Annotated in this window: 16 protein-coding genes and 1 pseudogene; 7 read left to right on the plus strand and 10 right to left on the minus strand. The window is 53.8% G+C overall.

Annotated elements, in window-relative coordinates; all coding sequences use genetic code 11:
• Positions 1 to 169: 169 nt before the first annotated feature.
• The gene (locus PH5382_RS19845; protein WP_156414966.1) at positions 170 to 601 is read left to right on the plus strand and encodes a hypothetical protein; all 432 of its coding nucleotides are present in this window, start codon (positions 170 to 172) and stop codon (positions 599 to 601) included.
• An 88-nt stretch (positions 602 to 689) separates the two neighbouring features.
• On the opposite strand, the gene PH5382_RS18335 is transcribed toward PH5382_RS19845, so the two are convergent.
• The 9 genes and pseudogenes from PH5382_RS18335 to PH5382_RS18380 form a co-directional block, all read right to left on the minus strand.
• Positions 690 to 1,616, minus strand: a complete 927-nt coding sequence (locus PH5382_RS18335) for a carbohydrate kinase family protein (RefSeq protein WP_058335839.1) — start codon at positions 1,614 to 1,616, stop codon at positions 690 to 692.
• A complete protein-coding gene (locus PH5382_RS18340) occupies positions 1,613 to 3,142 on the minus strand; it encodes a mannitol dehydrogenase family protein (RefSeq protein ID WP_058335840.1) in 1,530 nt (509 codons plus the stop codon). Before PH5382_RS18340 ends, PH5382_RS18335 begins: the two co-directional genes overlap by 4 nt.
• Positions 3,139 to 4,143 carry an ABC transporter ATP-binding protein gene (locus tag PH5382_RS18345; protein WP_058335841.1) on the minus strand — a complete coding sequence of 335 codons (1,005 nt, stop codon included), beginning with the start codon at positions 4,141 to 4,143 and terminating at the stop codon, positions 3,139 to 3,141. The genes PH5382_RS18340 and PH5382_RS18345 overlap by 4 nt, the downstream gene beginning before the upstream one ends.
• A 9-nt stretch (positions 4,144 to 4,152) precedes the next feature.
• The gene (locus PH5382_RS18350) at positions 4,153 to 4,986 is read right to left on the minus strand and encodes a carbohydrate ABC transporter permease (protein WP_058335842.1); all 834 of its coding nucleotides are present in this window, start codon (positions 4,984 to 4,986) and stop codon (positions 4,153 to 4,155) included.
• 12 nt (positions 4,987 to 4,998) lie between these two features.
• A complete protein-coding gene (locus PH5382_RS18355; protein ID WP_058335843.1) occupies positions 4,999 to 5,937 on the minus strand; it encodes a carbohydrate ABC transporter permease in 939 nt (312 codons plus the stop codon).
• Positions 5,938 to 6,088: 151 nt separating this feature from the next.
• A complete protein-coding gene (locus tag PH5382_RS18360; RefSeq protein WP_058335844.1) occupies positions 6,089 to 7,375 on the minus strand; it encodes an ABC transporter substrate-binding protein in 1,287 nt (428 codons plus the stop codon).
• A gap of 115 nt (positions 7,376 to 7,490) precedes the next feature.
• Entirely contained in the window at positions 7,491 to 8,522 is a 1,032-nt protein-coding gene (locus tag PH5382_RS18365) for a LacI family DNA-binding transcriptional regulator (RefSeq protein ID WP_058335845.1), read from the minus strand.
• Positions 8,523 to 8,818: 296 nt separating this feature from the next.
• Positions 8,819 to 9,859 (minus strand): recombinase zinc ribbon domain-containing protein, encoded by a 1,041-nt coding sequence (locus tag PH5382_RS18370; RefSeq protein ID WP_231751932.1) that lies wholly within the window; start codon positions 9,857 to 9,859, stop codon positions 8,819 to 8,821.
• Between the two features lie 666 nt (positions 9,860 to 10,525).
• A pseudogene (locus PH5382_RS18380) lies at positions 10,526 to 10,908 on the minus strand (transposase); the annotation flags it as partial.
• A 438-nt stretch (positions 10,909 to 11,346) separates the two neighbouring features.
• On the opposite strand from PH5382_RS18380, the gene PH5382_RS18385 reads away from it, so the two are divergent.
• The 3 genes from PH5382_RS18385 to PH5382_RS18395 all read left to right on the plus strand — a co-directional run bounded on the left by PH5382_RS18385 (position 11,347) and on the right by PH5382_RS18395 (position 14,367).
• Positions 11,347 to 13,395 (plus strand): putative bifunctional diguanylate cyclase/phosphodiesterase, encoded by a 2,049-nt coding sequence (locus tag PH5382_RS18385; protein ID WP_058335848.1) that lies wholly within the window; start codon positions 11,347 to 11,349, stop codon positions 13,393 to 13,395.
• Positions 13,396 to 13,670: 275 nt separating this feature from the next.
• Positions 13,671 to 14,069 carry a rhodanese-like domain-containing protein gene (locus PH5382_RS18390; protein ID WP_058335849.1) on the plus strand — a complete coding sequence of 133 codons (399 nt, stop codon included), beginning with the start codon at positions 13,671 to 13,673 and terminating at the stop codon, positions 14,067 to 14,069.
• Between the two features lie 106 nt (positions 14,070 to 14,175).
• Positions 14,176 to 14,367, plus strand: a complete 192-nt coding sequence (locus tag PH5382_RS18395) for a hypothetical protein (protein ID WP_058335850.1) — start codon at positions 14,176 to 14,178, stop codon at positions 14,365 to 14,367.
• Between the two features lie 98 nt (positions 14,368 to 14,465).
• Here the strand turns inward: PH5382_RS18395 and PH5382_RS18400 are convergent, their stop codons facing one another.
• Complete coding sequence (locus PH5382_RS18400) at positions 14,466 to 15,239, minus strand: alpha/beta fold hydrolase (RefSeq protein WP_058335851.1); 774 nt, start codon at positions 15,237 to 15,239, stop codon at positions 14,466 to 14,468.
• A gap of 154 nt (positions 15,240 to 15,393) precedes the next feature.
• Between PH5382_RS18400 and PH5382_RS18405 the strand changes: the two genes are divergently transcribed.
• From PH5382_RS18405 to PH5382_RS18415, 3 genes are all read left to right on the plus strand, one after another.
• Positions 15,394 to 15,759, plus strand: coding sequence for a hypothetical protein (locus tag PH5382_RS18405; RefSeq protein WP_058335852.1), 366 nt, complete (start codon positions 15,394 to 15,396; stop codon positions 15,757 to 15,759).
• 79 nt (positions 15,760 to 15,838) lie between these two features.
• Complete coding sequence (locus PH5382_RS18410) at positions 15,839 to 16,435, plus strand: TetR/AcrR family transcriptional regulator (protein ID WP_058335853.1); 597 nt, start codon at positions 15,839 to 15,841, stop codon at positions 16,433 to 16,435.
• A 93-nt stretch (positions 16,436 to 16,528) separates the two neighbouring features.
• Positions 16,529 to 17,209 carry a PspA/IM30 family protein gene (locus PH5382_RS18415; RefSeq protein WP_058335862.1) on the plus strand — a complete coding sequence of 227 codons (681 nt, stop codon included), beginning with the start codon at positions 16,529 to 16,531 and terminating at the stop codon, positions 17,207 to 17,209.
• The last annotated feature ends 67 nt before the right edge of the window (positions 17,210 to 17,276 follow it).

Consider the following 17,276-nt stretch of genomic DNA (forward strand, 5'->3'; position numbering starts at 1 on the left):
CTCGTCAGGCTCATAACCTGAAGGTCGTAGGTTCAAATCCTACTCCCGCAACCAAAAAATATAACAATATCAAATGCATAGAGCCCCAAGGGGCGCATTCTGCGTTTTGGGAACCAATTCCGTGGAAGCGCTGTGGAAGCATTTGGGCGCGTTTGGAGCTGTTGTGAACGTGCAACATACCGTAGCGCCTGGAAGTGCGCTCACCACACGTAAACTATCAGAAGGACAAGAGGCGAAAGGGGGAATGGCGAGAGCTAACGGCCCAAAGCCGCCGTTGACCAGATGTCCAAGCGCTGCTGTGCAGCTTCACCAAACCAGCCATTCACCCCCTGTTGCAGCATTTTTGATCACTAGAGGGCAGCACTGCGGACGCATCGATTTGAATGCCTGCAGTGCTGATATGCTTGTGAGTGAAGATCAATTGGCTGCCCGCCGCTCAGCGTTGATTGCCCGCGGTGGGTTTGAAATCTCAAGGAGCCAATCACCCTGGCAGCAGTATTTTCGTGAGATGGTCCAGCCCTTCGATCGTGGTATGACGCTGCGGGACGCTGATACCTATCGAAACATTGCTGCCAAATCACAGCCTCGCGACAATCATTGATCCACTGAGCTGAGGCGCCAGCCTTCTCAACCTAGGTTGCTCCCATAGGAGGCCTGCCAGGCTCCCTGCAATACCAATGCGGTGCCCATTATAATTCTCTAGCCCATGGCGGGTCTGCGCCTATTCTGGAAACAGTGACACTTGCAGCCCTGGTTCCATATTCCAAAGCCTGCTGCAGTGTATCCAAAGTAAGGGACTTAAGTTGGTCTTTGCTGAGACAGCCAAGCTCAGACAATTTTGCAAGAAAACCGGCATTAAAAGTATCACCTGCGCCTACTGTATCGACGATCTCAACCCTTGTTGAAGGAACATAAATCTGAGTTCCGCCAGCCAAAAAACCGGTTGCACCGTTTTCTCCACGCGTAAGAACAACGATCGAGGCCCCCATTTTGAGGATGTTTTTTACTTTTTGCTCAAATTCCTCTGGCCCAGGGAAGATCCAATTCAGATCCTCTTCAGAAACCTTCACAATATTTGCCTGTTTCATCATTTGGCTCAAACGCCGACGGTATCGGTCAGTGTTTTGGATAAATCCGGGACGGATATTGGGATCAATCATAACCACTCTCGCACGGCCCTCTCGCTCCAATAAAGCCATGTAGCTGTCTGCAGCAGGCTCACATGCAAGGCTGATCCCGCCCATAAATAGGGCTGAAACCTCTTGGGGAAGCTTCGGAATGTCGGCGGTGTTTAGCATGCGGCCAGCTGAGTTTTCGTCAAAAAAGAAGTAAGAGGCTTGACCGTCTAACAGCTGTACAAAAGCCAGGGTTGTAGGGCGGTCGGACCAGACGATCTGTGACACGTTCACATGTGAAGCAGTCAAGTGGTCTGCAAGTTTTTTGCCAAAGGGATCACGGGACAGCCCTGTAAGCATCGCAGCCGACGCACCAAGCCGCCCTAGAGCAACTGCCGTATTCAACACAGCTCCACCTGGCCGGGGTACATAGGTTTCTGGCCCTGACACGGGCGCAGAGTGGATCATATCAATCAAGGCTTCGCCGCAACACAGGATCATTTGGCCGTCTCGGCTGGTATGCTAGATTCAGACCCCAAATAGGTTTCGATTGTTCTTTCAACCCCCTGTTCCCAGATCAGGTCAAGCCAATAGGTAAACGCCTTATAAAACCGAATGTTGGTTGCAAGCTTTCCGTAGATCGACCTTTGTTCGATCCAGGCTTGGGGGTTGCGTCGACTTTCCTTGGCAACCACGGAAAGCTGCTGCCAGTGCGGATCGTTGTCTTGAATGGTCGATCCGTCTTGGCGACTGCCTTCGCACATCCGCGCCCAAAGGGCCTCGACCAATGCCAACCCATTTATTGATCCCGAACCCTGCAATGCGCCCCGCAAAACGGGTAAAATAAACTCAGGATGGCGTGAGGAGCCATCATAGGCCACTCGACGGGTGGTGTCCCGAATGGCTGGGTTGGAGAACCGAGCGGCAATAAGATCCACATAAGCGGCTGGAGTCATTCCCGGAACGGAAGTGACATATGGAGCAATTTCATCGCGTTCAATTTTCTGAAAGAACTGGGAGATCAACGGGTTTTCCATACAAGCCGAAATAGTGTCGACTGATAAAAGCTCCCCTACATTGGCCAAGATCTGATGCCCACCGTTTAGGATCCGGATTTTCATGGTCTCATAATCATGAACATCCGGCGTCATGGTTACGCCGAGTTTTTCCCAGACAGGTCGCCCGGCACAAAAGTCGTCTTCGAGAACCCACCGACGATAGTTCTCGTGGGTGACCACGGCCTTGTCATCAACCCCATGCTTTTGTGCCATGGCCAATTCGTCAGGACCAGTCGCGGGTACGATGCAGTCGACCATTGAATTCGGGAAGCTACATTTCTCCTCGATCCAAGCTGCCAACTCGGGCTTGATCAATCTGGCCAAGGACACCACCGATTGGCGGGCAATCATGCCATTGCCTCTAAGGTTGTCGCAACTCATCACTGTGACAGGGCCAGCTCCATTGGTGCGCCTCGTATCAAGTGCAGCAACGATGGCCCCAAATACGGAACGAGGATGGTCCGGATTCGAGATGTCATGCTGAATATCTGGATGGGCTGCATCAAAACCTCCGGTTATGGGGTCCATGAAATAGCCACTCTCTGTCACGGTGAGGGATACTATACGGATGTCAGGCTTGGCAATTTGCCGGACCAACCCTCTATTGCCTGGTTCCGTGGCAATATAGTCGATCATGGAGCCAATAATCTCAGCCGATGCGCCTTGGGGAGAAAGTTCGATCAGCGTTGTAAGGCAGTCCTGTTCTAACAGTCGGTTGCGCATTTCTGCGTCATATGGCCGAACGCCCGCACCAACGATCGCCCAGTCCTGTGCTAAACCCTTTTGCATCAATTGGTGTATATACCAAGCTTGGTGGGCGCGGTGGAAGTTTCCCACTCCAATATGCACAATACCCGGCTTCAGCTCGGATCGGCGGTAAGTGGGGCAAGTGACTGCTGCTGGAATGCGTGTCAAATTCGCCTCGCTCAAAGCGATGCAGATCGCATTATCCTCTTTGGTTACCTTCATGGAATTCGTGTCCCCTGAGCATCAAATCTGTGAAGCTGGTCTGACTGGGGGGTGAGATAAATCGTGTCTCCCTGGTTGACTGATATGTCTCCTGAGATACGCACGGTGATCATTTCAGAAACCCCGCTGCCGTGGACATGCAGAAAAGTATCAGAACCAAGATGTTCTGCCACTCCAACGTACCCTTCCCAGCTGCCCTCGGTCATGCTGACATCAATATGTTCTGGGCGGATGCCAATTGTTGCGGCATCGTATTTTTGCGCCTGTGTGCCGGAAATCAGGTTCATCTTTGGTGATCCGATGAAACCCGCGACAAAGGTGTTTCGTGGGCGGTGATATAGCTCCAGCGGTGACCCTACCTGCTCAATCACCCCAGCCCGTAGAACCACGATCTTATTGGCCATGGTCATCGCCTCGACCTGATCATGGGTTACATAGATCATTGTCGTTTGAAGGCGCTCATGCAGCTCGCCGATTTCCAGGCGCATGCCTACGCGCAGTGCCGCATCAAGGTTTGACAGTGGTTCATCAAACAAGAAGGCCGCAGGTTCGCGCACAATGGCCCTGCCAATGGCCACTCGTTGGCGCTGCCCTCCCGACAAATCTGCGGGTTTGCGATCCAGGTAGTCCATCAGGTTGAGCGATTTGGCTGCGGTTTCGACCCGTGCAGTGACTTTTGCGGGGGCCATCTTTGCCATACGCAGCGGAAACCCGATGTTTTTGCGCACCGACATATGCGGGTAAAGCGCGTAGGATTGGAAAACCATGGCCAGCCCCCGCTTGGCGGGCGGCACCTGAGTGGCATCTTGCCCGTCAATTTCGATGCTACCCGAAGACAGATCTTCAAGCCCGGCAATCATTCGCAATAGTGTAGACTTCCCGCAGCCTGAAGGGCCGACAAAGACGGCAAATTCACCTTCTTCGATTGTCAGATCCAAGGGGGGGATAACCTCCACGTCGCCAAAGGATTTTGTCACGCTTTTTAATACGATACGTCCCATAGTCTTTCCTTACTTCACGGCGCCAAAGGTGAGACCCTGGACAAGTTGTTTCTGACAGAACCACCCCAGTACAACGATAGGGCCGACGGCGGCCGCAGAGACTGCAGAGAGACGGCCAAAGAACAGCCCTTCAGGAGCGCGATTGCCTTCGATGAGTTTGGAGAGCGTCGCGGCATTGGTGGTTGTGAGGCGCACAGTCCAATAGGCTTCGTTCCAGCAGAAGATAAAGCAGAGCAGTGCAGTTGCGGCGATGCCGCCCCAGGCCAGTGGAATCAGGATCTCTCTGATCTCGCCCCAGGTGTTGACGCCGTCCATCTTGCCGGCCTCAATGATGTCTTTGGGTATTTCCTTGAAATAGGTGAACAACATCCAGACGACGATGGGCAGATTGATAAGGCTCAGCACCAGAATGATCAGGAAATGCGTGTCAAACAGCCCGGCGCTTTTGGTTAGGAAGGTCATCGGATAGAGCACCGCCGCCGCAGGTAACATCTTGGTCGACAGCATCCACATCAGCACGTCCTTGGTGGCGCGGCTGGGGTTGAACGCCATCGCATAGGCGCAGGGAATTCCCACAAACAAAGTGAACAGCGTGGCCATCACGGCTGTGATCACCGAGTTCCTGGCGAAGCGCCAATAGTCGTAGTTTTCGGTCATGTTGAGATAGTTCTCAAGCGTCGGCTGAAAGAATATCAGATGCTCGGGCTTAACCGCATCGGCGTCGGTCTTAAAGCTGGTCAGAACCATCCAGAAGATGGGAAAGAAGAACAACAGTCCAACGGTCCAGGCCAGAACTGGCCTGCCAAAGGTTCCGAGTTTTGAAGGTTTTGCAACAATAGCCATGCTCTGCGCCTCCTATTCCATGAGTGTCTTGCCAACCATGCGCAGCAAGAAAATTGCAACGATATTGGCGAGGATGACGGCGAAAATGCCGGTGGCGCTGGCAGCACCAATGTTATTGTTGGCGAACTCCCCAATCAGATAGGGCAGGTTCTTATTGCCATTGCCGCGGCTGACAATTTCGATTTCGGCATAAAGTGAAAGATGGAAGATTGCCTGGATCATCACCACAATCGCAATTGGGCGTCCCAGATGCGGCAGGGTGAGAAAGCGAAACTGTGACCAGCTGCTGGCGCCATCCAGCACGGCAGCCTCTTTTTGTTGTTGATCCTCTGATTGCAACGAAGTCATGAAGATCAGCACGGCAAAGGGCGTCCACTGCCATGTCACCATAATGATAACCGCATAGGCAGAGGTCTGGGTGGCACGAAAGGAGATCGGCTCAAGCTGTGGCCAAAGGGCAAAGAACCAACCGATCACAGGCGCGTCTCGCAGGGCAGCGGCCAGATCATTGAGGTTAGCAACGGCGATGCCCTGCAGACCGAGAACCGGGTCCAGGATCATGTTGATCCACAAAACCGCATTGACTGCTGGCATGACAAAGAAGGGCGAGATCAGCAGCACCCGCACGATGCCTTGCCCCGGAAAGCTTTTGTTGATGAGTACGGCAATCAGCACGCCCAAAATCACTGTCAGAAACAAGATGCTACAGACGATGAACAGGCTGTTTTGTATGGCAAAAAGGAAGTCTTTGGAATTCAGGACAAATTCGTAATTCCCAAAACCGCGCCAATTGCTGAGGCTCGGGCTGGTCCATTCTGGGCGGCGCAGGCTGTTCAACACGTAGCGGATAAACGAAAAGTATAGCGTCATCCCAAGAGGGATCAGCATCCATACCAGTAGCAATAGCACCGCTGGGGATTGAAGAAGGCGGGGAAGCTTTCTGTCAGACATGATCCTATCCTCCCAACAAAACGATTTTTTCGTTCTGCATGTGATGTTTGGGTTGCGAGTACTTGGATGTTAAGCTTCGCCGAAGCGATTGCGCAATCAGCCGCGCTGTTTCAGATGGGGCCCGACCTATGTCGGGCCCCTCTGCTGTGGTTTAGTCGTAGTAACCAGCTTCTTTCATGATCGCATTCGCGGCTTCTTGAGAGGCAGCCAGGGCCTCGTCTACCGATTTGGCACCTGAGAGAGCCGCAGCCATTTCCTGTGCCACTGCGGAGCCCACTTCGGGGAATTCGGGGATCGCTGCAAACTGAACGCCCACATAGGGTTTCAGATCAGTGGCGCCTGGGGCGGCGCTTTCGATCGCGGCCAGTTCAGCGGCAGCAAAACTGGCAGCAGCCTTGAACTCGGGGATCGCATAGGTCGAGGCGCGCTGTCCGGTCGGAACAGAACCCCAGTCAAAGTCAGGATGATTGCCAACGGCCTTTACATAGTCCTTGGAGGTGGCCCATTCGATGAAGTCACCAGCCGCTTCGGCGTTGGGCGATCCTGCGGGGATAGCCATCGCCCAGGCCCACAGCCAGTTTGCGCCAACCGGGTTACCGGCATTGGGCGATTGGGCATAGGCCACGCCGTCAACCTCTAGGAAAGATGCCGCGATGGTGGCGTCGATCCACATACCGCATTTTCCTTCGTTATACAGTGCTAGGATCTCGTTGAAGGAATTGCCCTCAGAGCCGGGAGGACCGTAGTTGCCCAGGAGATCAACATAGAAATTGATCGCGGCTTTCCACTCATCGCTGTCCAGGGTTGGGCGCATATCCGCATCAAACCAGGCCCCACCAAAAGAGTTCACCACTGTGGTGATAAAAGCCATGTTGTCGCCCCAGCCGGGTTTGCCACGCAGGCAGGCGCCATAGACGCCATTGTCGGGATCATGGATCGCCGCAGCGGCGGCTTTGACATTATCCCAGCTGTCATTGTCAGCAATGGTGAGGCCTGCCTTGTCAGTCAGATCCTTGCGATACATGACCATCGAGGATTCACCGTAGAATGGAGCTGCGTAGAGCTTCCCGTCATGGGACAAGCCGTTGCGCATGGCTGGCAGGATGTCATCGACATCATAGTTGGTAGAGAATTCTAAAGGTTCAATCCATCCCGCAGCGCCCCAGATCGGCGCCTCCTGCATACCGATATTGATAACATCATATTGGCCCCCACCGGTGGCCGTGTCCGAAGTTACCTGCTCGCGCAGAACGCCTTCTTCCAGCGAAACCCACTTTAGTTCGACGCCGGTTTCAGCAGTATAGGCCTCGGCAACCTTTTGCATATTGATCATATGACCGTTGTTGACGATGGCGATTGTCAGTGTCTCTGCAGCTGCACTGCCCGCCGCAAATAGCGACAAAGCTGTTGCCGCACGAAGTGCGCTCTTCACAAACATCCTCTTCCTCCCTGAAACTAGATGTTCCACCTAGCCTAGCGAAGCATGCTATCTGGCGTCAAATTAAAAATTTACGCGCGTAAAGTATTTTGAGAATTCATTTATTGGCAACATCTTAGGCTGAGTGACGCATTACAAGGCGCCCATCAAATAGGACTTCTTCACGCGAATCTACAGGGCTTTCAGCCTCTACACGAGTGAGCAATGTCTCAGCACTTTTTTTGGCGATTGCTTCGTAGTCTTGGGAAATTGTCGTCAAAGTTGGACAGGTGAAGCGTGAGAAAGGGTGATCATCATGCCCAGCCACCCGCATTGAGCAGTCCGGGCCCAGGCCGATGCGTCGACCGCTCTCAAATGCGGCGGACAAGAACCCAATCGCTAACCGGTCATTGCTACATAGAATGGTATCGGTAGGCAGTGTCTTGTCTGCCACCACGCGCATCCCTTCACGAAAACCGATTTCTTCAAATTCCCATCCATCGCCAATGGCCTGGATCAAATGCGGCTGGTGCCCCAACTGCCCCATTGCCTTGAGATAGGCAGCACGTCGTTTGTAGGCATTTGGGTTCGATGGGGATTTCATCTCGAAAAAGGCAGGCGGCTCTCCGGTTCGGCAAAGATAGTCCACAATGAGACCAACACTTTGATCATTGTTTGATCCAATGAAGCCCTCGCCAACGCCCTCTAGATTGGCATCAAACAGTAAGGTCGGGACCTCCTTGCAAAAGGCTTCAATGGGGCCACGGTTTGACGCTCGCCCTAGGGGGGCAAAGAGAATTCCTGCTGGCTTAAGGCTGCGCAGATTTTCCAGGTTTTGTACTTCCAGTTCGGGCCTTCCTTGTGATCCAAGTAAAACCGGCCGGTATCCCATAACCTGGATGTGGTCCTCAATCGTGCGGGCAATTTTGGCAAAAAATGGATCTGCCAAATGTGGAACAATAATTCCTATATTTTTGGTCAACCGCCTGTTTTGGTTCATAGCGTATAGGTTCGGTTTGAAGTCATACCGCTCTAGGGCAGCTTCAATACGCGCCTTGGTGGATGCTCGAACGCTGACTGGGTCGTTGAAGAACTTTGACAGTGTTGGGCGCGAGATGCCGCTGACTGCCGCAAATTCTTCCATGTTTTTGATTTTCTTAGTCGTCATCTCAGGCGCCGCTTTGTGTTTCTGGATGTACCTGACCTCGTGAGCTGGAGTTGAGGTCGCACTCGATTATTCTAAATTGACGCGCGGAAACTTACACTCCCTTTTTTCTTTTATGTCAAAAGAGCCAATGATTGTCCGACGGATCAAACTCACGCAGGAAGCTAGATTTAGTTTGAGATGCCTGTATCGGCACACGTTTCTGTCGCAAGAGACAGCTTGGTGCTAAGAACGAAAACTGTGCAAACAAACAATATATATGGACGCAATGGAGGTCAGCAAACCACTTCTGAGATGCTTCAGACATGGCACCTTAATTGTGTTCGACAACGCTGGTTGTGGGCTCCCGCAACCAACTTTAGCGAACTTTCGTTAGCCTCAATACCCGCCTCTTCGGCGGGTTTTGTGTTTCTGAGCATTGCAATCAGATTGCCCTGCATGTCGAGGAAGTGGTCCTTGGTTTTGATGTCATAGGAGACGACCACCCGGTCCAGCAATTCATGCAGTTCATCGCTCGCTCTGCCTGCCACACCTTCGTCAGTTAGGGTTGCCACCAGATTGTCGATATGCCCCCGATATAGAGCGGGCAAATCTTCTGGTAGGTCAACGGGCGTGCGGACCAAGGCTTCTCTCTCGGATGGTCGCACGGCAAGTTGTGCATCAAGTGTGTTGAGCTCACTAATGACTGAATCAGAGTGAATTCCGTTCTTCACAGCACGCATTAGGTTTTGGCGTTCTCGTTCAAGCCGTTTGGTTATTTGGTCATGCTGGCGGAGCGCCTCGCCGTCGTCCTCTTCTTGGCGTTGTCGTCGCTGGAGGAATCTCAGTTTGAACTCCTGATATGCTACATCTTGCATAAAGTGTTTTCGCAGGCCGCTGAGGATGGTTTCAGCAGCGAGGTCTTCCTTCAGCCCCGGCATTCCATCACAGACCGATGATCCCTTTTCCTTTGCATTGGCGCAGTAATAGCGCCGAGCTTTTCCTGAACCTGCAACGGTCAGGTTGCCGCCGCACTTGGCACATTGGAGTAGGCCGGAAAGGAGGTATTTTCGTCGGCGCATTCCTTGCGAAAGAGATAAGCCATTGGTGTCGGTTGCTGTCTTTTTGGTTCGCAAGCGTTGTTGGGCTGTTTGCCTGTCTTTCACCGCATCCCAGAGCGGCTGTTCTATAATGCGCGAATCTGGAATGTCGAAGGTTAACAAGTTTTCTGGGGAGTTTGGCTTAGAAACTCGTTTGCCGGTCTCAGGGTGCTTGATGGCTTCACGGATGCCTTTGCGCTGAGCGTAGGGAACCTTGGACATCACTGTGGCGGCCAGCAGGCTTGCTGAATTCTGGATCATGACTTTGTGGGGGCGGGGCATGCCCATAACGCGGAGCGCATCCTGGGTCTTTGGGGGCAACTTCGACAGTGGTAGCAGGCTGTTTGCGGTTCGTTCGTCAAATCTATCTCTTGAGGGCATGAAATCTCCTATCAGCGCGATGGCGCGGTTTTTATGCTTCGCTGGAGATAGGTCCTAATTCCCAGGTTGATGAAAAATTAGGATGAGGGCGCACAAGGGGATTTAAGGTCAGGCCCTTAAATCCCGTCCTGCGGAAACGGAGATGCTTGAACTTACAACCCGGTTTGATGGGATCACCACTGGGACTCGCCCTGGGCGCAAGCGACTGTCTGCGAAGCGAGCCATAGGGAAAGCCATAGCCAATCTACGCTATATAGCGCGCCCATCCGCTGTGCTGCCAGGCAATACGATTTCCCTAAACCTGGGCGAAGCCGATGGATCCGACACGAAGGCTGCGCAGGCGGCTATGAGAGATATCCTTAGGCATCGGGCTGGGAAGGGAGGCAGAAAAGGTATTCGGGTTGCTGAGAAGATGATGTGCAGTCTCCCGAATGATTTTTCCGGAGAGCCCGCCAGGGAGGCAGTGCGGTTGATTTCGAAGAGATTGGCTGCAGGTTCACCCAATGTGCGTGTCTTTGCGACGATCCATACGGACAGGCCGAACAGGCGTGCAGACAGATGACTTTCTTCGACCAGCCGTATGATCTCCAACTTCTCAGATGCGGGGTACCTCATTCGTGGTCGCCCCCATCGCCTGTCATGCTTTTTTTGAGAAGGCGGAGTTCAAGCGTCTGTTCCGCCACCACTTCCTTGAGATCCTTTGCCTGGCGACGCAGTGCTTTGACCTCATCAGTGTTCGCAGCACGTGCTGTGTCGCCAGCAAGACGGCGCTTACCGGCTTCCATGAAGTCCTTGGACCATTTGTAGTAGATGCCCTGAGATATGCCTTCACGACGGCACAGCTCAGCAATGCTATCCTCGCCGCGCAAGCCATCAAGGACGATCCTGATCTTCTCTTCCGATGAATAGTGCTTACGCCCCTCTCACACATGCTACGCATGTGCTGCCGGGCAGTGGTCGGCGCGCTTGATGTCTTTGACGATCTTCTCGCCAGGGCTCTTCATTGTCTTTCTCATCGTCCACTCCTCGGTGGCTACGATGAGCAACAAACTCTCTCTTAGCAAATCACCCTATTTGGACCCATAGGCGCTGACGTCAGACAGTTTTTGATTTTTCAATAAGGCCTTTGTCGCGAGTGCTCCGATTACTTGCGAAAGTGATGGTCATTCTCTTGCAAGCGCAGATACTTGGAGGCCTGCATTCTTTCAGGCAGTTGTCAGGAAAATAACTGAAAATACTCGTTTCGGGCGTCGAGGGTATTTCCAATGTGAACTAAGTTGCTCCTGCAATTTCGGGTTGTGTATGTATTTGTTTACCTGTTTCGCGACAGTGTTGGAGCTTAGGTTTGTTTAGCTCGAAGGTGTCAAATGTATCGCGTAATCGGCTGTCTGACCCAAGAACATGACCTATGGCTTGTTGCTTTGGCTGCACTGGTCTGCGTTCTTGGCTCCAGTCTTTCAGTTGCTTTGTGTCGGCGGCTTATTCAGGCAAATGGGCGGCGAAAGCACATTCAGTTGGGGCTCACCAGTGTGATTGGGGGAGCCACGATCTGGTCGACACATTTCATTGCGATGCTGGCTTATGATCCCGGCTATGCACATGGGTACGAACCCATTGCCACCGCAGGCTCGCTTGCCATCGCGATCATTGGCATGACGGTTTCTAATGCCCTGCTGGCCTATCGCTTGCGGGGTACATACGACGTACGCAGCGGCGTTGCCTTTGGCCTGACTGTGGCGGCAATGCACTATTTGGGCATGTCGGCCTATTTGCTTCCCGGTGAGATCGTCTGGGAAAAACCATATCTGCTGGTCTCGCTCCTTTTGGGGGCCGGGCTCGGGGCGCTGGCCTACCAGCGCATTGCCCATGCTGTGACTCGATTGGGCTGGGGCAGTGCGATACTTCTGATGGTGACGGCAATCTGTGCGATGCATTTTACGGCCATGGGTGCAATCACTATCAAGCTCAGCCCCTTTGTGGACGTGCCTCCAAAAATCATCTCGGATTCCATTCTGGGTATCCTGGTTATGGCAGTCATGGCAGTCATCTTGATGATTGGGTTTGCTTCGGTCAGCATTGAGGCCAGCTGGGAGGTGGAGACTCAGGACCAGCTACAGCTTGCAGCGCTGCATGATCCGTTGACTGGCTTGCCGAACCGCCTTGGTCTCACACAAAAGATGAGTGAACTTGCAAGCCGGTTGTCAATTGACGAGACAGAGCGCGTGGCGGTTCTAACTATAGACCTTAATCTGTTTAAGGAAATCAATGACCTCTATGGCTACGCTGCTGGAGATCGGCTGCTGAAGGTCGTGGCGGAACGGCTGTCAGCTTCGCTGGAGGAAGATGAGTTTGTTGCCCGTGCCGGTGGCAATGAGTTTGTTGCGATAAAACGAAATTTCCACCGTATTGGTCAGGTTATGGCCATGGCAGAACGGCTGCATTGCCTGATAATTGAACCGATTGATATTGGAACTGTTGCGACCAAGATCGGGGCCTCAATCGGAGTTGCAACCAGTTTTGAAGACGGGCGCGACATGCGTGAAATCGCAGGCAAGTCGGCCCTTGCGATGTCGCGTGCCAAAGAAGACCCCAGCGCCAATATCGCTTTGTTCAGTCTTGAAATGGACCAGCAAAGCCGTGAAAAAGTCAAAATGATCGGTGATCTGCGCCTGGCCTGTGCCCGCGATGAGTTTGAGCTGGTCTATCAGTTGCAGAATGATCTCTCCTCTTTGGAACCTACCGGTTTCGAGGTGTTGTTGCGGTGGAACCATCCCATTCAGGGCACTATTTCGCCAACTGTCTTTATCCCGATTGCCGAGGAGACCGGGCTGATCCGGGAAATCGGGCTCTGGGTACTGCGCACCGCCTGTCGCGAGGCTGCAAGCTGGGACAAACCTTTTAAGATCGCGGTGAATGTGGCGCCGCAGCAGCTGGCGCAGAGCACCTTCGTGGAACATGTGTCGGACATTCTGATGGAAACTGGCCTGAATCCGGCGCGGCTTGAGTTGGAAATAACCGAGGCCAGTATCATCGACGACAAGGCCCATACGCTGAATGTCATGCACCGCCTAAAGGCGATGGGGCTGCGCATTGCCATGGATGATTTCGGCACGGGCTATTCGTCTCTGGCAACCCTGCAGGTGTTTCCGTTTGACAAGATCAAAATTGACCGCAGCTTTGTCAAGGATGTTCACAAAGACCATCAGCGCGCGGCCATCGTTCGTTCGACCCTGCTTCTGGGCGAGGCTCTGAATATTCCGGTTCTGGCAGAAGGGGTGGAATATGAAGAAGAGCTGCTGTTCCTGCAAAAGGAAAACTGCCAATCGGTGCAGGGTTTCTATTTCGGACGACCAATGAAGCTGGAAATGGCACGGGAATTGGCGAATGCCTCTGATCTTGCGAAAGATACAGGCTAGGCGGGTTCAGCAACTATGCTGCCCGAGAGGTTGCGGTGTCTGGTTGTACAGAATTCTGATATCAGCTGCCTAATTCGGCCTGCTCCATTTGACCTGCTTGGCTTGGTCTGACTGGACGGCGTGCCGTTTGGTTGATTTTTCTCCGGCAAAAGCCACTGTTGAAAATCACTTCCTATTTATCAGGGGTTTTCTCGGCCTGTGATCGGGTCCATCTTGCAGTCGGAAGATGTGCCAGTCCCTATCCGGTCTGGAGTGGGCAAAATAAGGAGTGAACGATGGCCTTGACCTTGCAAGAGATGATGGCGGCGGCAAATGCTGCCGTGGAACGGATTACCGCAGAACGGGCAATCGAGCTGGTTGCAGAGGGAGCACTGCTGCTGGATATTCGCGATGCGCCGGAGCTGGAGGCGAAAGGGCGCGCGTCTGGTTCCCATCATATTCCGCGCGGCATGTTGGAATTTCGCGCCGATCCGGCCAGTCCCTTTCACGATGCCGAAATGCGCTTTGATCGTGTGATCGTGTTGCACTGTGCCAGTGGGGGCCGGGCGGCCCTTGCCGGAAAGCTTCTCAAGGACATGGGGTATGACCAGGTTTTCAACCTTGGCGGCTTTTCCGATTGGCAGGCGGCGGGTGCTCCGGTCGAAGAACCTGTTGATCTGGGCATGAGTGGCTGAGACAAAACTGATCAGGATCGCAAAACTGATCGGGATCAAGGTAACGGATCGGGCCTTCGACTATGGATTGAGTCGTAATTAGTGACTTAAATCCGAGGAGGCCTGCATGCTGCGCCTTGCATCCATACTATACTCTCTTATCGGCAGTAGCCTGGCAGGAATAGGCGTTATCGCTGTTCTGGTCGGCGGCTTTTTTACCGTGGAGGCCATTTTGGCAGCCGCAGGTGTGGGGGCCCTTTTGGGGCTGCCTGTTGCCTGGCTTGTGGCGAGACAGCTTTTTGCGCGGGCTTCTGCCTGACCTGATAGCCCCGACCTGATAGCCCCGACCTGATAGCGAAGTCAGAACTGCGAGCTCAAAAGCTTGGCCCGGAATTCTCTAGGCCAAGCTTTTTGCATTTAGGCGTTCAGGAACGCGCGGGAATTGGCCTCGAACTCGCGCGGCTTTTCAGCGTGCAGCCAATGGCCTGCACCGGGGATCTTGGCAAAGCGGGCATTGGGAAACCGCGCCAGGATAAGATCCCTGTCGTCGCGCTTTACATAATCCGAGTCCGCGCCGGACAGAAACAGACAGGGGCCGCTCCAGCTGGCGTGGGTCTCTGGAAATGACATGATGTCGGGCATGTGGCGCGCCAGCGTGTCGAGGTTGAGGCGCCAACCCTTATTGGGAATATCCAAGGACTGGGTGAAAAAGCTGCGCAGGGCCGGATCTACCCCGGCTTGCGCCAACTGAGCCTCTGCATCTGGACGTCGTTCCACCCGGTCGAAATCCACCGCGCGCATGGCGGTGATGAATTGGATCTGACTGTGCGTGTAGGCAACGGGGGCAATATCCGCGACGATCAGCCGACGCAGCTTTTGCGGGTGCGTGAGGGCCAGCATCATCGCAGCCTTGCCCCCCATAGAGTGTCCGATCACATCCATCTGCCCGCCCGGAGCATGCGCGTTATGGGCGTCAATCACTTCGGCTAAGTCATTGGCCATCTCGGGGTAGGTGTGGCTCTCGGTCCAGGGGCTTTGACCGTGGTTGCGCATATCTACCGCGATGACCTGGCGTTCATCCGAAAGCCGCTTTGCGATAACTCCCCAGTTTCGCGCTGAACCATAAAGCCCATGTGCGATCAGAAGAGATGGTTTGTCAGTGGCTTTGCCATGTGTGATGTAGTTCAGCATGGGCCAGTGATAACGCTGTGGCCCCAACGGCGCAAACCCCCTTTGACCTTCTGATTTTGAGCAGGGCATTGTGGCCACCTACGGGGCGCGGTAGTTTGGCGCGACGAGACCAGAATGGCCCGCAATTGGGCGCAGACAGGACGGAGCGCAGCCTATGGCTCAAGACATTTTTGCCGATATCGAAGAGCTGCAGCAGCTGTTGCACAGCCAGGCCGAGGTTTCGGGAGATTTGGCAACCGCTCTTGGCAAGGCGCGTCGCCAGATGCCGCGCCGCATCTACAAACAGGGTATGCGCCTGGTTGCAGCTATGCCTTTGCTGGAGCATCCAAAGCTGCGTCTCACTGTAGATGAGGCCGCGCTGCAGGGCGCGGTGCGCGAGGTCAAGGCGCATCTCAGAACTATCGATGTCGCTGACCGGCGCAAGGGGCGGATGCTCGATGTGCTGGCCAGCGTTGCTTTCGCGCTCCTGACGGTCTTTGCTCTGCTGGTTCTGGTATTGCGCTGGCGCGGATTTATTTGATCCAAGCTTTCCCTAGGGTGATTATCCCGCTACTTCTTGAACGCAGTTCAAAAATGGGAAGCGCAGGTTTGGAAAGCTGATGACACTTAAATCTGAACAACGGCGCGCGGCGTTGCGTGAAACACTGGTCGCAGCGGCTGAGCAGCGGATCAGCCTGGAGGGTGCGCGTGCGCTCAGGGCGCGTGACCTCGCCAAGGATGCCGGCTGTGCGGTAGGGGCCATCTACAATGCCTTCGAAGACCTCAATGCCATCGTGATGGCGGTGAACGGACGGACCTTTCAAAAACTGGGCAAAATGGTCGGGGCCTCGATAGAGGCGGCGGGTGATTTGCCGCCGCAGGACCGGCTGATCCTGATGAGCAATGCCTATCTGCAGTTTGCCGCTGAAAACACTCGGCTTTGGCGCGCTCTGTTTGACCTTGATATGCCCGCTGATGGGCCGGTTCCGGGTTGGTATATGCAAGAGCTCGACGCGCTCTTTGCAAACATCGCCCGCCCGGTCTCCGAGATTTTTCCGCAAAAATCCCCGGCAGAGCTTACTCTGATGGTTCGAGCGCTGTTTTCTTCGGTACATGGCATTGTGCTATTGGGGCTCGAGAATCGCATCTCTGGCGTTCCCCGCGAGCGTATCGAGGACATGATCTCCCAAGTTTTAACCCAGATTACAAAGCCTTAGAAAAAATGTGAACGGCGTTCATAAAAATACTTGAACGGCGTTCATGAAATTGCTACATCTAACTCATGAACGACGTTCACGATGGAGGAAGCAATGTTTTCAACTCTTAAGACTTTGATCACCGGTGCAAATGCCCGTGCCGAAGAACAATTGCGCGACCAGTTTTCAATTGAATTGATTGACCAAAAGATCCGGGAAGCAGACGGAAATCTGCGCGCAGCCAAGATCACCCTTGCCAGTCTGATCCAGCGTCAACGTGGCGAGGCCCGCCAGATATCAACTCTCAAGTCGCGTTGTGCCGATCTGGTGGCCCGGGCAACCGAGGCGCTTGAGGCGGGGCGTAAAGATTTGGCACAGAGTGCCGCCAGCGCCATTGTCGAGATGGAAAACGAACTCACCCTGCGTAAGGAAACCCATGATCGGCTTGAGGCGCGGATACTGCAGTTACGTCAGTCTCTGGAGGCCGCAAACCGTCGGATCCTTGACCTGAAACAGGGCGCGATTACGGCTCGTGCAACCCGGCGCGAACAGCAGATTCAGAGCCGCCTGAATCAGGATTTGCAGGCAGGGCAAAATCCGCTGGAAGAAGCCGAAGGCCTGATTGCGCGGGTGCTGCAGCAGGATGACCCCTTTGAAAAGGGGCAGATCCTGCGTGAAATCGACAACAGGCTCGACAACTCTGATGTGGCACAAAACCTGGCGGATGCAGGCTTTGGCGCACCGGAACGCAGCACCGCGGCAGAGGTTTTGCAACGCCTGCGACGTACCCAGTGAGCAGTCAGTAACCAGACAGATTTTCAACTCAGATTAATTTTCACTCAAATTCCGACAGGAGACTTCC

The sequence above is a fragment of the Phaeobacter sp. CECT 5382 genome (assembly GCF_001457775.1).
Classification (GTDB): domain Bacteria; phylum Pseudomonadota; class Alphaproteobacteria; order Rhodobacterales; family Rhodobacteraceae; genus Pseudophaeobacter.

Excerpts from the sequence above, each read along its gene's own strand:
- PH5382_RS18390 (WP_058335849.1), top strand. The coding sequence starts at position 13,671 with ATGGCCTTGACCTTGCAAGAGATGATGGCGGCGGCAAATGCTGCCGTG.
- PH5382_RS18410 (WP_058335853.1), top strand. The coding sequence starts at position 15,839 with ATGACACTTAAATCTGAACAACGGCGCGCGGCGTTGCGTGAAACACTG.
- PH5382_RS18335 (WP_058335839.1), bottom strand. The coding sequence starts at position 1,616 with ATGATCCTGTGTTGCGGCGAAGCCTTGATTGATATGATCCACTCTGCG.
- PH5382_RS18360 (WP_058335844.1), bottom strand. The coding sequence starts at position 7,375 with ATGTTTGTGAAGAGCGCACTTCGTGCGGCAACAGCTTTGTCGCTATTT.
- PH5382_RS18355 (WP_058335843.1), bottom strand. The coding sequence starts at position 5,937 with ATGTCTGACAGAAAGCTTCCCCGCCTTCTTCAATCCCCAGCGGTGCTA.
- PH5382_RS18395 (WP_058335850.1), top strand. The coding sequence starts at position 14,176 with ATGCTGCGCCTTGCATCCATACTATACTCTCTTATCGGCAGTAGCCTG.
- PH5382_RS18385 (WP_058335848.1), top strand. The coding sequence starts at position 11,347 with ATGTATCGCGTAATCGGCTGTCTGACCCAAGAACATGACCTATGGCTT.
- PH5382_RS18415 (WP_058335862.1), top strand. The coding sequence starts at position 16,529 with ATGTTTTCAACTCTTAAGACTTTGATCACCGGTGCAAATGCCCGTGCC.
- PH5382_RS18400 (WP_058335851.1), bottom strand. The coding sequence starts at position 15,239 with ATGCTGAACTACATCACACATGGCAAAGCCACTGACAAACCATCTCTT.
- PH5382_RS18345 (WP_058335841.1), bottom strand. The coding sequence starts at position 4,143 with ATGGGACGTATCGTATTAAAAAGCGTGACAAAATCCTTTGGCGACGTG.
- PH5382_RS18340 (WP_058335840.1), bottom strand. The coding sequence starts at position 3,142 with ATGAAGGTAACCAAAGAGGATAATGCGATCTGCATCGCTTTGAGCGAG.
- PH5382_RS18370 (WP_231751932.1), bottom strand. The coding sequence starts at position 9,859 with ATGATCCAGAATTCAGCAAGCCTGCTGGCCGCCACAGTGATGTCCAAG.
- PH5382_RS18405 (WP_058335852.1), top strand. The coding sequence starts at position 15,394 with ATGGCTCAAGACATTTTTGCCGATATCGAAGAGCTGCAGCAGCTGTTG.
- PH5382_RS18365 (WP_058335845.1), bottom strand. The coding sequence starts at position 8,522 with ATGACGACTAAGAAAATCAAAAACATGGAAGAATTTGCGGCAGTCAGC.
- PH5382_RS18350 (WP_058335842.1), bottom strand. The coding sequence starts at position 4,986 with ATGGCTATTGTTGCAAAACCTTCAAAACTCGGAACCTTTGGCAGGCCA.